12 protein-coding genes are annotated in these 13,669 nt (G+C 31.6%); 6 read left to right on the top strand and 6 right to left on the bottom strand.

What is annotated here, in order from left to right:
* Positions 1-4 precede the first annotated feature (4 nt).
* Positions 5-1,744, top strand: a complete 1,740-nt coding sequence (locus NZ841_01530; GenBank protein ID MCS7201447.1) for an NFACT family protein — start codon at positions 5-7, stop codon at positions 1,742-1,744.
* Here the strand turns inward: NZ841_01530 and NZ841_01525 are convergent.
* The gene (locus NZ841_01525) at positions 1,718-2,629 is read right to left on the bottom strand and encodes an RluA family pseudouridine synthase (protein ID MCS7201446.1); all 912 of its coding nucleotides are present in this window, start codon (positions 2,627-2,629) and stop codon (positions 1,718-1,720) included. The two genes, NZ841_01530 and NZ841_01525, sit on opposite strands and share 27 nt — an antisense overlap.
* Positions 2,629-3,309, bottom strand: a complete 681-nt coding sequence (locus NZ841_01520) for a Crp/Fnr family transcriptional regulator (protein ID MCS7201445.1) — start codon at positions 3,307-3,309, stop codon at positions 2,629-2,631. The genes NZ841_01525 and NZ841_01520 overlap by 1 nt, the downstream gene beginning before the upstream one ends.
* 148 nt (positions 3,310-3,457) lie before the next feature.
* Between NZ841_01520 and dnaA the strand changes: the two genes are divergently transcribed.
* A complete protein-coding gene (dnaA, locus tag NZ841_01515; protein ID MCS7201444.1) occupies positions 3,458-4,780 on the top strand; it encodes a chromosomal replication initiator protein DnaA in 1,323 nt (440 codons plus the stop codon).
* A 2-nt stretch (positions 4,781-4,782) separates the two neighbouring features.
* Here the strand turns inward: dnaA and NZ841_01510 are convergent, their stop codons facing one another.
* The 3 genes from NZ841_01510 to NZ841_01500 all read right to left on the bottom strand — a co-directional run bounded on the left by NZ841_01510 (position 4,783) and on the right by NZ841_01500 (position 8,797).
* Positions 4,783-5,628, bottom strand: a complete 846-nt coding sequence (locus tag NZ841_01510; protein MCS7201443.1) for a protease modulator HflC — start codon at positions 5,626-5,628, stop codon at positions 4,783-4,785.
* Positions 5,629-5,630: 2 nt separating this feature from the next.
* Positions 5,631-6,620: an FtsH protease activity modulator HflK gene (gene hflK, locus NZ841_01505; protein MCS7201442.1), complete on the bottom strand. Its 990-nt coding sequence runs from the start codon at positions 6,618-6,620 to the stop codon at positions 5,631-5,633.
* A 131-nt stretch (positions 6,621-6,751) separates the two neighbouring features.
* A complete protein-coding gene (locus NZ841_01500) occupies positions 6,752-8,797 on the bottom strand; it encodes a PEGA domain-containing protein (GenBank protein MCS7201441.1) in 2,046 nt (681 codons plus the stop codon).
* A gap of 124 nt (positions 8,798-8,921) precedes the next feature.
* Here NZ841_01500 and NZ841_01495 point away from each other — a divergent pair, with 124 nt between their 5' ends.
* Positions 8,922-9,461 carry a CDP-alcohol phosphatidyltransferase family protein gene (locus tag NZ841_01495; protein ID MCS7201440.1) on the top strand — a complete coding sequence of 180 codons (540 nt, stop codon included), beginning with the start codon at positions 8,922-8,924 and terminating at the stop codon, positions 9,459-9,461.
* Here the strand turns inward: NZ841_01495 and NZ841_01490 are convergent, their stop codons facing one another.
* On the bottom strand, positions 9,462-10,787 hold the full coding sequence (locus NZ841_01490; GenBank protein ID MCS7201439.1) for an HD domain-containing protein: 1,326 nt from the start codon (positions 10,785-10,787) through the stop codon (positions 9,462-9,464).
* 75 nt (positions 10,788-10,862) lie between these two features.
* On the opposite strand from NZ841_01490, the gene NZ841_01485 reads away from it, so the two are divergent.
* The 3 genes from NZ841_01485 to NZ841_01475 all read left to right on the top strand — a co-directional run bounded on the left by NZ841_01485 (position 10,863) and on the right by NZ841_01475 (position 13,660).
* Positions 10,863-11,138 (top strand): TM2 domain-containing protein, encoded by a 276-nt coding sequence (locus NZ841_01485; protein MCS7201438.1) that lies wholly within the window; start codon positions 10,863-10,865, stop codon positions 11,136-11,138.
* A gap of 114 nt (positions 11,139-11,252) precedes the next feature.
* Positions 11,253-12,401, top strand: coding sequence for a homocitrate synthase (nifV, locus tag NZ841_01480; GenBank protein ID MCS7201437.1), 1,149 nt, complete (start codon positions 11,253-11,255; stop codon positions 12,399-12,401).
* A gap of 2 nt (positions 12,402-12,403) precedes the next feature.
* Positions 12,404-13,660, top strand: coding sequence for a 3-isopropylmalate dehydratase large subunit (locus NZ841_01475; GenBank protein MCS7201436.1), 1,257 nt, complete (start codon positions 12,404-12,406; stop codon positions 13,658-13,660).
* Positions 13,661-13,669: the final 9 nt, after the last annotated feature.

Raw genomic sequence — 13,669 nt, 5'->3', positions numbered from 1 at the left:
AATTATGAATTTAAAGCTAAATTTTGATCTTTTAACTTTGGAAATTTTATATGAGGAACTTTATGATAGAGTTAAAAATTCTTTAGTAGAAAAAATCTATCAAATAGGAAATACAGAGCTTTTTTTTCATATATATTCTCCAAGGGAGGGAAAATTAATTCTCTCCCTTTCAGTTCATCCTCAATTATATAGAATACAGTTAACTAGAAAAGAATTTCCCTATCCTTTGAATCCTCCTCCCTTTGTTATGTTTCTTAGGAAGCATTTGGAGGGGGCGAGAATTCTAGATTGGCATATTATTCCTCAAGAGAGAATAGTAGAATTTATATTTCAGAGATTTGATGAATCAAGAAAAAAACTTATTGTGGAACTTATGGGGAAATATAGTAATATAATTCTTACAAGTGAAAATAATATTATTTTAGATGCTATAAAACATGTAAGTTCTGAAAAAAGCAGATATAGAGAAGTGTTGCCGGGAGAAGTATATCTATATCCTCCAAAAATAGAAAAGTTTTCTCTTTTAGATATAGAAGAAGAAACTGTAGAAAAATTCTTAAATAAGGAAAAACCAGTTAAAGAGGTGCTTATAAAGGATATCTTATATATTAATCCATTGTTGGCGGAAGAAATAACAAGAGATATTAAAGAAGGGACCTATGCTTCTTTAGAAATTGAGGATAGAGAAAAACTAAAGAAAGAAATCTTTAAAATAAAAGATAAAATCTTAAAAAGAAAGTTTCAGTTTTTAGTATATTTTGTAGAAAACAAACCCTATACCTTTTCTCTTTTTTCTTTAGAAATATTTGAAAATCTTAAGAGAAAGGAATTCAAGAATCTTACTGAAACAATAGATTATATCTACTCTTATTCCTTAGAAAGTTTCCTTATAGATCAACTTAAAAAGAAACTGCAAGATATTATAAAGAGTAACTTAGAGAAGGTTCTTGAGAAAAAAGAAGAATTTTTACAAAAGATAAAAGAAGGTGAATCAGCAGAAGTTTTGAAAATAAAAGGAGATCTACTACTTTTTTATCAGAAGGAAATTAAAAAGGGAACAGAAAAAATAATCCTTCCTAATCCTTATAACGAAAACAAAGAACTTATAGAGATAGAATTAGACCCCTCTTTATCTCCTGTGGATAATGCTCAAAGATATTTTAAGAAATACAAAAAACTAAAAAAGGGAATTGAAATACTAAGGGAACAGTTGAAGAGAATAGAAGAAGAAATATATTATCTAAATTCCTTGGAGATATCCCTAGAAAATACTAATAGTTTCTTTGAACTTCAGGAAATAGAAGAAGAATTAATTAATGAAGGATATATTAAAAAGAAGAAAGAAAGAGAGAAAAGAAAGAAAAAGTCAGAACCATATAAGTTCATTTTAGAAGGATATGAAATATATGTGGGAAAGAATAATAAACAAAATGACTACGTTACTTTCAGTATTGCAGGCCCAGAAGATTTATGGTTTCATGCAAGGGGTATACCAGGAGCCCATGTAGTTCTAAAATTGAAATCAAAAGAAGAAATACCTTTTGAAATCATAGAGAAAACTGCAGAACTAGCAGGATATTTCAGTAAAGGGAAAAATTCGAACTATGTTGCCATTGATTATACGAAAAGAAAATACGTACAAAAACCAAAAGAAGGAAAACCTGGATTTGTAATATATAAAAATGAGAAAACAATTTTTGTAAAGCCGGAAAAAGCATTAGATATTATTTCTCAATTGGTTTAATACTTCTTTAAAATCCGAAGGTAAATCTGAAGAAAAACTCATATATTCCCTCTTTCTCGGATGAAAAAAGACTATTTCTTTTGCGTGAAGAAGCTGGCCTGATACTCCAAATTTTTTATCTTTTTTACCATAAATAGCATCCCCTACCACAGGAATCCCTAAATAACTTAGATGTACTCTAATCTGATGAGTTCTTCCCGTTTCAAGATTTACACAAAGAAGAGTATAGCCTTTGAATCTTTCTAACACTTTAAAATAGCTTATTGCAGATTTTCCCGAAGACACTACCGCCATTTTTTTTCTATATACAGGATGTCTTCCAATGGGTAATTCTACTCTTTTTTCCTCCCATGGAACTTCTCCTTCCACTAAAGCCCAATATATTCTTTTTAATGTTCTGTTTTTTAATTGTTCCGAAAGAGCCAAATGGGTAAAATCATTTTTAGCAATTAAAATAAGTCCTGTAGTATCTTTATCCAATCTATGAATAATCCCAGGTCTTATTTTTCCTCCGATCTGAGAAAGACTACCTACGTGATGTAACAATGCATTAACTAATGTTCCAGAATAGTGACCACAAGCAGGATGGACTACCATACCCCTTGGCTTATTCACTATTAAGAGATCTTCATCTTCATAAATAATATCTAATTTTATATCTTCTGGGATTAAATCAGTAGATTCTGGAGGTGGTATTTCTATCTCAATCTCATCTCCTATTTTTACTCTTTGACTTCCTTTTGCAGGTTTTCCATTTACTTTTATATTTCCATCTTTTATAAGCTTTTGGATTTGAGAACGCGTAAGGGGTAATATCTGAGCTAAATATTTATCAAGCCTATCTTCTACAGGCTCTTTTATTTTTATAACTTGTCTTTGATGCATTAATATATTCTTTTCTTAAGCTTTTCTAAATTATGAACTATAATATGATTCTTTTCTACAGTTATTATTCCTTCCTCTTCAAAGGCTTTTAGGGTTCTTGTAGCTGTTTCTCTAGAAACACCTATAAGACTTCCTAGCTCTTGTCTTGTAAAATCTAAATCTACTGCAATTCCCTTCTCTGTTTTTATCCCTTTATCTAGAACAATATCAAGAAGGATTCTCGCGATTCTCCCCGGCGCATCAAAAAACATCAGAGTTTCAATCTGTCTATTTGCCTTTCTAAGTCTAAGGGAAAGAGTCTTTAAAATTTTTAAAGACATTTCAGGATGGGTATAAAGAAGTTTTAAAAATTCGTCCCTCTGGATTATTAAAACTCGAGTATCCTCAAGCGCAACAATAGATGCAGACCTTGGTTCTCCATCTAATAAAGACATTTCCCCAAAAAATTCTGTGGGATAAAGAATAGAAAGAATTGCCTCTTTTCCATCTTCTGTCTCTATTACTACCTTTACCCTTCCAGAACAAATAATAAAAAAGAAATTACCAACCTCTTCTCTTTGAAAAATTACTGAATCCTTTGGATAAAATTTTTCTCTTGAGATATTAATAAGACGATCTAGATCCTCTTCTGAGAGTTCAGAGAATAATGGAACTTTTCTAAGAAATTCCTTTCCCTCCATCTTCCTACACGTTTGAATAACGTCTTTTGCTTTAATTATACATGAAAATACTGATTTCTCCAAGAAAAATTTTTAATTGCTCTACAAAAATATATTTGTTAAAATTAATTTAAGCGTTTTTATATAATCTTTTTTTAAGAGGTTGGTTATGGAAGACTGGAAAATTGCTTGGGAAAAGGCATTAGATATTATTTCTTTGGAAATAAGTAGGCCTGGATTTGAAACATGGATAAAGACTTTAAAACCCTTAGGAATTAAAGGAGAAAAGTTTATTCTTCAAACTCCTAATAGATTTTCCAAAGAGTGGCTTCAAGATCATTATGTGGAACTAATTGAAGAAGCATTAAGAAAAACTTCTCAAAAAGAATGGAAAATTGAATTATTCGCGGAAGATAATGAGGAAGAACGTCCTCAAAAAGGAATTTCAGAAGAGGTCTTGTACCATCTTAATCTAAATCCTAAATATACCTTTGATACTTTTGTAGTGGGAGATAGCAATAGATTTGCTCATGCAGCAGCGTTAGCAGTAAGTCAAAATCCTGGAAAAGCCTATAATCCTCTCTTTATATATGGAGGAGTAGGACTAGGAAAAACTCATCTTATCCATGCCATAGGCCATTATATCAGAGAAAAATTCCCTCAATTAAAAGTAATATATTCATCTATGGAAAAATTTACTGTAGAGCTAATTGATGCCATAAAGGAAGATGGAATGAGTAAGTTCCGATCAAGATATAGGAATATAGATATTTTGTTAATTGATGATATTCAATTCTTAGCAGGGAAAGAAAGAACTCAGGAAGAATTCTTCTATACCTTCAATGCTCTATATGAGGCAGGAAAGCAAATTGTTATAACCAGCGATAGAATACCAAAGGAAATTCCGACCTTAGAGGACAGATTAAGATCAAGATTTGAGTGGGGACTTATGGCAGATATTCAACCCCCAGATTTGGAGACAAGAATTGCTATTTTAAAGAAAAAAGCAGAAGCAGAAAAAGTTACAGTTCCCGATGAAGTCATAGAATTCATTGCAGAACAGATTCAGTCAAACATAAGAGAACTTGAGGGAGCACTGATAAGAACTGTGGCTTTTGCTTCTTTGAACAATATGCCTATTGATCTCTCCCTTGTAAAGACTGTTTTAAAAGACATTTTACAACCACCAAATATAACTCCAATAAGCATTCAAAGTATTATTCAAGAAGTTGCTAATTACTTCCATATTACTCCTGATCAAATTGTAGGAAAGGGAAGAACTCAGGAAATAGCATTACCTCGTCAAATTGCCATGTATCTAGCAAGAACTCTTACCGATATTTCCCTTCCTAAAATTGGAGAAGAATTTGGAGGAAGAGATCATACTACTGTTCTTCACGCTTACGAGAAAATTCAAGAATTATATCAAACAGATCTTACTATAAAAAAGATAATTCAGGATATACAAAATAGATTAAGAAACTCTACATAATTTTATTTTCCTTTTAAATATTTAAATATCTCAGACTCTGGAGTTATAATAAGAACATTTCCAGGAAGAGCTTTTTTATAAACCTCTAATGTCCGCAAAAATTGGTAAAATTCTGGATTTGCAGAAAGAGCAGATTGTAAAATTCTTCCTGCCTCTGACTCTCCTTCTCCTTTTAACTCTTGTGCTCTTCTATATGCAGACGCCAAAATAATAACTTTTTTCTTCTCAGCCTCTGATTTTATTCTTTGAGCCTCTCTTTGTCCTTCTGCTCTATATAAAGATGCTTGTCTCTGTCTTTCCGCTATCATTGAATCATAAATTTTCATTAAATTTTCTTGAGGAACTGTAACCCTCTTCATTCTAACAGTATTTATCTCAATCCCTAACTCCTTTGCTTTCACTTGAGATGCCTTTGTCACTTCTTCGAATACCTCTTCTCTCCTACCAGAGACAATATCATCAAAATCATATTGTCCTACAACTCTTCTCATTTCGCTGTAAATGATATCATCTAATCTTGCTTGAGCTCCAGCTTCGTCTCTTACAGTTTTGAGAAATAAAAGAGGATCTGAAATTCTAAAAAGAGCAAAGGAATCCAAAATCATAGATTTTTTATCTTTGGTGACCACAAAAGTAGGTTCTGAATCATATTCTAATATTCTTTTCTCAAAATATACCACTTCCTGAATAAAGGGCTTTTTAAAATACAATCCAGGTTCTTTTATAACTCTTATAGGCTTTCCAAATTCCATTACTATAGCTTGTTTTGTTACATCTACAACAAAAGTAGATGTAATAAAAATAAAAACAAGAATTAATAATATTGCTATAGGAATTATATATTTCATTTCTACTTTCCTCCTTCTTGCAAAGTCATGGTTTTTGTAAAAACATCTGCAGGAAGATTAAATATTTTTATACTTCCCTTTGGATCATCAATAATTATTATTTTGGTTTGAGGTAGAATCATCTCTAAAGCTTCCATGTATAATTTTGTCTTCATAAGAGAGGGAGTTTTATTGTATCTCTCTAAAAGAGCCTTAAATCTCTGAGCATCTCCCTTTGCTTTTTCAATCTGTTCATTTTTATAAGCCTCCGCCTCAGCAATAATTTTAGCAGCTTGTCCTTCTGCTTCAGGAACAATTTGATTGTAATAGGCTTGAGCTTCTAGAATTAACTTGTCCTTTTCAGATTTTGCATTGATAACTTCCTGAAACGCAGATTGAACAGGTTCTGGAGGAACAACATCTTGAAGCTGTACGTTTATAATTTTAATCCCAAAATTGTTTTTACTTAAAACGTCTTGAAGAACATTTTTTACACTATTTTGGATCTCATCTTTAGATATTGTAAGAATTTCATCAAATAGAAAATTTCCAACCACCTGCCGCATAGAAGCTTGAGAAAGATCTCTTAAAAGTTTTTCTGATCCCCTTATATACATAAGGTACTTTACAGGATCTGAAATTTGATATTGGACAACAAAATCTAAATCTACAATTTTTCCATCCTTTGTAAGAAGAAGAGACTCTTCCTTAATATCTTGATATCTTGCAGGGGGTCCTACATCTATAGTTCTAAATCCTATTTCTAGTCTCCTTATTGCTGCAATATCAATTTTATGAACAGAATCAATAATAGGAATTTTCCAATGAAGTCCTGGTCCATAGACTCCTATAATTTTTCCAAATCTCTTTAATATTCCTGCCTCAGCAGGACCAACAAAATAAAAACTTCCTAGAGCGATTAATATTACAAAGATTATTATTATAAGAGAAAATACATTTTGAAAGGAAAATTGATGCTTGGGAAAAGTTGGAAAATTAGGCCACTCTCTCATAACATTCCTCCTCTCCTATCTTTTACTCCCTCTTTTTGAGAAGATAATAATTTTTCTCTAATTCCTTTGAAATTTTATTTTAGATCTTTAACAGAAATCCCGGTACCAAGAGTAAGGACATAATTTCTTGTCTATTTTCCTTCTATGAAAATCTCTTTTATTTTTAAACTACCTTCTACCCCTTTACTCACATAAAAACTTAAAGTGTTTTCCTTATCTTGTAGCCAATAAGAAGTTATATCCCACTTTACTGTTATATATTCTCTACTTTCAACGGCAAAGGGTAGTGTTATAGATCTTCCATTAAGAGTTATTTCGAATATGGGATTTATAATTCCCTTGCTATCAGAAGAAATAGAGAAATTAACCCTTAAAAAGATTTTCTTAAATCTTGAAAGGGGAACTTTTGTTTCTAAAATACCCGAGGGAAGAACTGTCAAATTAAAAACTCCATCTTCTTTGCTAAATATAGAATTTTCTAATCTTGTTATTATTAAGTTTCCTTCTGCAATACCCTTCGTAAAGCTAAGAGAGTAGATATAGGGTACTTCTATAGGAGAGAGGACAAATACATAGCTACTTTTTTCTTTACTTTTAACATTTAATTCTGTATTCACCTCATAATATCCAGAAAGACTTAGAGTTAAATTATATTTTCCCTCAAAAAGATTAAGATTAATAGGCGTATTTCCTTGATATTTTCCATTTATATAAACCTTTGCTCCTTGGGGTTTTGAATCAATTAAAACTTCTCCATATAAAGGTTTGAGATTTGCAGTAATTTGTTTTGTTTCTCCTGGAGAGAGAGAAATTCTTTCAAAATATTCCTCATAGCCTGAAAGAACTACTCTAATATCATAAGTTCCTGAAGGAACATCAGAAAGAGAAAGAGGAGTTTTTCCTCTATAAACTCTATCGATATAAACTTCAGCACCTGATGGGTTAGAAAATACATTTATCATTCCCAGGAGAGGAGTAAGGTTAAAATTATATGAAGATGTAGTTCCTGAGGTTACAACTACAGAGCTTAAAAGATCTTTATATCCACTTTTTCTCAATTGAATTTGATATGTGCCCGGAGAAAGATTAGAAATAGTTAAAGGAGTAATTCCTCTATGAACACCGTTAAGGTATACCTCTGCTCCTGAAGGATTAGAATATATGCTTAGACTTCCAAAGGTAGGAAGTAAAGATAAATTTATTCTTATTTCAGTTCCTTCTTTAACCTCAACCCTTTCTATTTTATCCTGATATCCTGGATAAGTAAGTTTCAATTCATAGGTTTTTACCAGAAGATTTTTAAGAGTTAAAGGAGTTCTTCCCCTATATACTCCATCGAGATAAATGGAGGCTCCTGAAGGAGTAGATAATATAGTTAAATCTCCATATCTTGGAGAAAGATTAAAAGTATATTCTTTTTCTCTATTTCCCTCTACAATAATATTAGTTTCATAATCTCTATATCCCTCTAATCTAACAAGAACCCTATAACTTCCTTCGGAAAGAGTTAAAGTTAAAGGTGTATTTCCTTTATAGTCATTGTTAATATATACTTGTGCCCTTGAGGGATTTGAATTTATCTTTACCCTTCCCTGAGTTATTACTTCTTGTACATAAAAATATGTTACCTTTTGAGCCCAAGTTTCCTTTTTTTCTTCAATCAATACCTTCTCTATATTCTTAAGAGCCTTTTCAATATTTTTCTCCAAGGATTCAAAAGGCTTTAAAGACTCTAATTTTCTTCCAGGGAATAAATTTAATGGTTTTTTAGAAATTATTCCTATGATAAACTCCTTACCTACTGGGGGACTCACTTTAAAGCTATACACAGGTTTATCAGGAAAGGTATAAGTTTGATCTTTTCTTATAAAATTATTTCCAGAATACATATTTGGGAAAATCAGTTTAAAATCTCCATCAGGAGTTAAATCAAATATGTATAGATATACATCATCATTTGCTCTTACAAATATTTTCAACTCTTCCCCTATTCTATATACACTTCCTTCTGGCTTATTCAGCCATAAATCCAATTGTAATTTTGTTTCTGGATTGGGGACTATAATTATCTTTTCCCAAGAGGGAGAAGCTGGTCTTTCCTGAATTGATATTTGTTGAGAAAAAGAGAAAGATGTTAAAAAAGTAAGAATTATCAATGTAAATATTAATCTCTTCATTTAAATAACCTCCCTTTTCTATAGTTAGTTATTTATTATACAAAATTTCTCTCTTATAAGAAGTGATATATATCACAAAATATGATAAAATCTATTTAATAAATAAAAAGGGAGGGAAATAAAAATGACTTATATAAAACTCTTAGCAGATTCACTTACTTTATCAAGATTTCTTATAGGTTTTTGGATAGCTTTTATAGGTTTATCTCACGGGAAAAATGGTCTTCCCTCTGCAATACTTTGGCTTATTTTTGCATGGTTTACTGACATATTAGATGGATTTTTCGCAAGAAAATCTAAGGTAAATTATCAAACATGGATAGGAGCCCATGATTTATACGCAGATATGATGGTATCTTTTGGAGTTCTTCTTTATCTTACCTTCAGTAGATTTATATCTGTTTTTATCTCAATTCTTTTTTTGATAATAACCTTTTTAGGACTTTGGGCCTTTCCCTCGGAACAACTAGCTCAAGGACTTGAAGCAGTTCCTTATGGGATGATGATTTATATAGCGTTTAGAAATCTCTTTAATTATGGAATCCTTATTGTTACTTATCTTATTTTTCTAATTGTTATAACGTGGCCTAGATTTCCAAAAGAGAAAATACCTGAATTTTTAAATGGAATGAAAAATTTAAAATGGAGAGGAAGAATTAAATAATTAATTTAGATTATAAGTTCTTTCTACAAATTCTCTGAATTTTTCGTATTCCTCTTTTGAGTAAGAAGAGGCTTTTACTATTATATCTCTTAAATCTTTGCTAATAGCTTTTAACTGATTATATAAATTTCTACATACTCCTCCATTATTTACTTCATTTTCCATTTCCCTCATTACATCTTCCATACCAAGAGCTTTTCTATAGGGTCTATCTTCAGAAAGAGCAGTAAAGACATCTGCTATTGCAACAATTTGAGCCTCAATAGGAATTTCATCTTTTGTAATATGAAAAGGATATCCATTACCATCAAGTCTTTCATGATGATAAGATGCCCAATCTCTAACAGCTTCCATTCCCCTTAAATTATCTAGTATTCTATGGGTATTGTAGGGATGACTCCTTAATATTATCCATTCATTCCTACTTAATGATCCTTCCTTTTCTAAAATCTCCAATGGGATAGCTAATTTGCCAAGATCATGAAGTAAACCTGAAATTTTTAATAATCTTATTTTTTCTTTGGAAAAACCTAAGTATTTTCCTAAACTCTCGGAAATTATAGATACTGTTCTTGAGTGAATTGAAGTAAATTGACTTTTAAAATCAATGGTTTTTGCTAATATCTCTGATAACCTCTCAAAATCGTCAAAACTCAAGTTTTTATCTTCCTTTTGTACTTTCTTAACTATTATATTGGGAATATAGTTTGAAGTAAGATCTAACCAAAAATATTCTTTATCAATTAAGTTATAGAAGGCTTCAACTAGATAAGGCACAAATATTCTTCCAGAGTTTTCTCTTATAGTTTTTACTATTCTTTCCGTTTGATTTAATATATGCTCTCCTTTACGAATAAGGACTTCAATTCTATCTGCAAGATGAAGAATATGACTTTCTATGGGAACCTTCTCTCCATTAAATTCCTCTCCTTTTCCATTATCCCATAGTAAATGGTGATATTTTATATATTCAGCAATTCTCTCAAAATATGAAAAATCTTTTAACAAATAGTAGGTAAGAAAAGAATGGGAATGTGGAGTTTTGCTTATAAAGTCAAATTCAAACTCTCTTTCGGATAATATATCTTTATAAGATAAAAGTCCAAAATCATGAAGCATTCCTGCCAATATAAGGTCGTATATTTTATCCCAAGAATATCCTAGTTCTTTTGCTATACTATAAGAGATATAAGCTACTCTCTGAGAATGGGTCACAATCTCAGGACTTACTAGATCCATGGTACTTGATAAAGAAAATATTATATCAAACAAAGACACAGTTATTTCTTTATCTTTTTCTTCAAACATAAGTATTAGAATAATCATAATATATTTAACCTCTTTTTGTCAAAGGAGAAATATGTTATACTCACAAAAAATTTAAAATTAAGGAGGAGTCCTATGGCAAGGGGATTCTCTGATAAATCAAGAAAAATTGCCCTTCTTCTTTGTATTTTTCTTGGAATATTTGGAGCCCATAGATTCTATATAGGAAAGATTGGAACAGGACTTCTTATGCTATTTATTGGATTCATGTGGATAGTATTATCTATAACTCTAAAGATGTTTTATTGGTATCTTTTTATTCCCTTAATAATATGGGTATTAATTGATCTTATAACTATTATTATGGGAAAAATGAAGGATATTAATGGAAATTTGGTTTGGAAATGGTAAAAATGTGATATAATAATTCCATAAAAATAAAATTTTATGGAGAAAAAGCGAAGGTGCTTTGGAGTATTTCCAAAGCACCTCTTTCTTTTTTAAAAACCTTAGGGAGGTAAGAATATGAAAAAAGAAGATATAAAAATAGTAGATACTACATTAAGAGATGGAGAACAAACAGCAGGTGTAGTATTCTCTAAAACTGAAAAGGTACAGATCGCTAAAATGTTAGATGAATTAGGAGTACATCAAATTGAGGCTGGAATTCCAGTCATGGGTGGTGATGAAGAAGAAGCAATAAAGGCAATTGTAAAATCTGGACTTAAAGCAAGTATTATGGGATGGAATAGGGCTGTTATTAGCGATATTGAAGCTTCTTTAAGATGTGGGGTTGATGCAGTAGCAATCTCCATTTCTACTTCTGATATTCACATAAAGTATAAATTAAGAAAAACAAGAGAATGGGTATTAGAAAACATGGTAAAGGCTTGTGAATTTGCTAAAAAACATGGAGTATATGTCTCTGTAAATGCAGAAGATGCATCAAGAACTGATCTAGACTTTCTATTAGAATTTGCAAGACTGGCAAAACAAGCAGGGGCGGATAGACTAAGATTTTGTGATACTGTAGGTATTTTAGAACCCTTTACCACTTACGAGATTGTGAAAAAAATAATAGATGAAGTTGGAATTCCTGTAGAAATGCACACTCATAATGATTTTGGTATGGCTACAGCTAATGCCTTAGCAGGAGTTAAGGCAGGAGCAACTTATGTAGGAGTAACAGTAAACGGATTAGGAGAAAGAGCTGGAAATGCTGCTTTAGAAGAAGTAGTTATGGCTTTAAAATATATCTATAATGTAGATTTAGATATAAAAACCTTTAAACTTAAAGAAATTTGTGAATATGTTGCAAAAGCATCTGCAAGAGAGCTTCCACTAAATAAAACAATTGTAGGAAAGAACATTTTTGCTCATGAATCTGGAATCCATGCAGATGGAGTTTTAAAATATCCAAAAACTTATGAGGTCTTTTCTCCCGAAGAGGTAGGAGGAGAAAGACAGATAGTAATAGGTAAACATTCAGGAACCCATGCTTTAATTAGAAAATTTTCCGAATATGGAATTCAACTAAGTGAGGAAGAAGCAACAGAACTACTTAAATCTGTTAGAGCTTTAGCTGTAGAGTTAAAGAGACCTCTTTTTGATAAAGAATTAATGTATCTATATCAGGATTACTTAAATAAGAAAGCAGAGACCAAAGGGGTGTAAAAATGGGAAAAACTATAAGTGAGAAAATCTTTTCAAATCATTCAGGAAATTCTGTAAAAGCAGGAGACATTGTTGTAGCAAAGGTTGATGCGTTAATGGGGCAGGATGGAACAGCTCCCCTTGCTATAAAAGTATTTGAAGAATTGGGAGGAAAGATGACTATTGATAATAATAAGGTTTTATTAGTTTTAGATCATTCCGCTCCTCCTCCCAATGAAGGAGTTGCTAATCTTCATAAACTGATGAGGGATTTTGCAGAAAAATATAGAACTCAGCTTTCAGAGATTGGAGAAGGAGTTTGTCACCAAGTGTTTATGGAAAGAGGTCTAGCATTACCAGGAAGTTTAATCATAGGAGCGGATTCCCATACCTGTACCTATGGAGTTTTAAATTGCTTTGCTACAGGAGTTGGCTCCAGTGAACTTGCTTCTGCTATGTATACTGGAAAACTTTGGTTTAAAGTTCCCGAGACAGTAAAGATAATCTTAAGAGGAAAATTAAGAAAAGGAATCACTGCTAAAGATGTTATCCTTTACCTTGTGGGATTTTTTAAGGCGGATGGGCTTACCTATAAAGCCATAGAATTTGATGGAGAATTAATTAGAGAATTATCCATCGATGGGAGAGCAACCATAACAAACATGGTAGTAGAAATGGGAGCAAAGGCTGGAATTATGCCCTTTGATGAAAAAACAAAGGGATTTTTTAGAGAAATTGGAATTGATATAGAAGAAGGAATCTCTTCAGATAAAGATGCTAATTTTTCCGAAGTATATGATTTTGATCTTAGCAATTTGGAGCCTCAGGTTGCTCTTCCTCATCAAGTAGACAATGTATTTCCTATATCTTCCGTAGACAGAATTAAGATTCAGGAAGCCTTTTTAGGGACATGTACCAATGGAAGACTTGAAGATTTAAGGGTTTCAGCAGAATTATTAAAAGGAAAAAAAGTAGCAAAAGGAGTAAGAATGATTGTAGCTCCTGCATCCAAAAAAATATATCTACAAGCATTAAAGGAAGGATTAATTGAAATTTTTCTTTCCGCAGGAGCAATCGTTGTAAATCCTGGCTGTGGTCCCTGTGTTGGAACTCATCAAGGAGTTCCAGCGGATGGAGAAAATGTTATCTCCACAGCAAATAGAAATTTTAAAGGAAGAATGGGAAATAATAAAGCTTTTATATACTTAGCATCTCCTTTAACAGTTACTGCATCTGCAATAAGAGGAGAAATTACAAATCCTTTAGAAGTTATGGATTAGGAGGAGAAA

This window comes from Dictyoglomus sp., from assembly GCA_025060475.1.
In the GTDB taxonomy this organism is placed as follows: domain Bacteria; phylum Dictyoglomota; class Dictyoglomia; order Dictyoglomales; family Dictyoglomaceae; genus NZ13-RE01.
The sequence above is the reverse complement of the archived record's forward strand: the minus strand, read 5'-3'. Positions and strand labels throughout refer to the sequence as shown.

Bases quoted from the DNA above. Each gene is read 5' to 3' on its own strand.
- dnaA (MCS7201444.1), top strand. From the start codon at position 3,458: ATGGAAGACTGGAAAATTGCTTGGGAAAAGGCATTAGATATTATTTCT.
- NZ841_01490 (MCS7201439.1), bottom strand. From the start codon at position 10,787: ATGATTATTCTAATACTTATGTTTGAAGAAAAAGATAAAGAAATAACT.
- NZ841_01495 (MCS7201440.1), top strand. From the start codon at position 8,922: ATGACTTATATAAAACTCTTAGCAGATTCACTTACTTTATCAAGATTT.
- NZ841_01530 (MCS7201447.1), top strand. From the start codon at position 5: ATGAATTTAAAGCTAAATTTTGATCTTTTAACTTTGGAAATTTTATAT.
- NZ841_01525 (MCS7201446.1), bottom strand. From the start codon at position 2,629: ATGCATCAAAGACAAGTTATAAAAATAAAAGAGCCTGTAGAAGATAGG.
- NZ841_01520 (MCS7201445.1), bottom strand. From the start codon at position 3,309: ATGGAGGGAAAGGAATTTCTTAGAAAAGTTCCATTATTCTCTGAACTC.
- hflK (MCS7201442.1), bottom strand. From the start codon at position 6,620: ATGAGAGAGTGGCCTAATTTTCCAACTTTTCCCAAGCATCAATTTTCC.
- NZ841_01485 (MCS7201438.1), top strand. From the start codon at position 10,863: ATGGCAAGGGGATTCTCTGATAAATCAAGAAAAATTGCCCTTCTTCTT.
- NZ841_01510 (MCS7201443.1), bottom strand. From the start codon at position 5,628: ATGAAATATATAATTCCTATAGCAATATTATTAATTCTTGTTTTTATT.
- nifV (MCS7201437.1), top strand. From the start codon at position 11,253: ATGAAAAAAGAAGATATAAAAATAGTAGATACTACATTAAGAGATGGA.
- NZ841_01475 (MCS7201436.1), top strand. From the start codon at position 12,404: ATGGGAAAAACTATAAGTGAGAAAATCTTTTCAAATCATTCAGGAAAT.
- NZ841_01500 (MCS7201441.1), bottom strand. From the start codon at position 8,797: ATGAAGAGATTAATATTTACATTGATAATTCTTACTTTTTTAACATCT.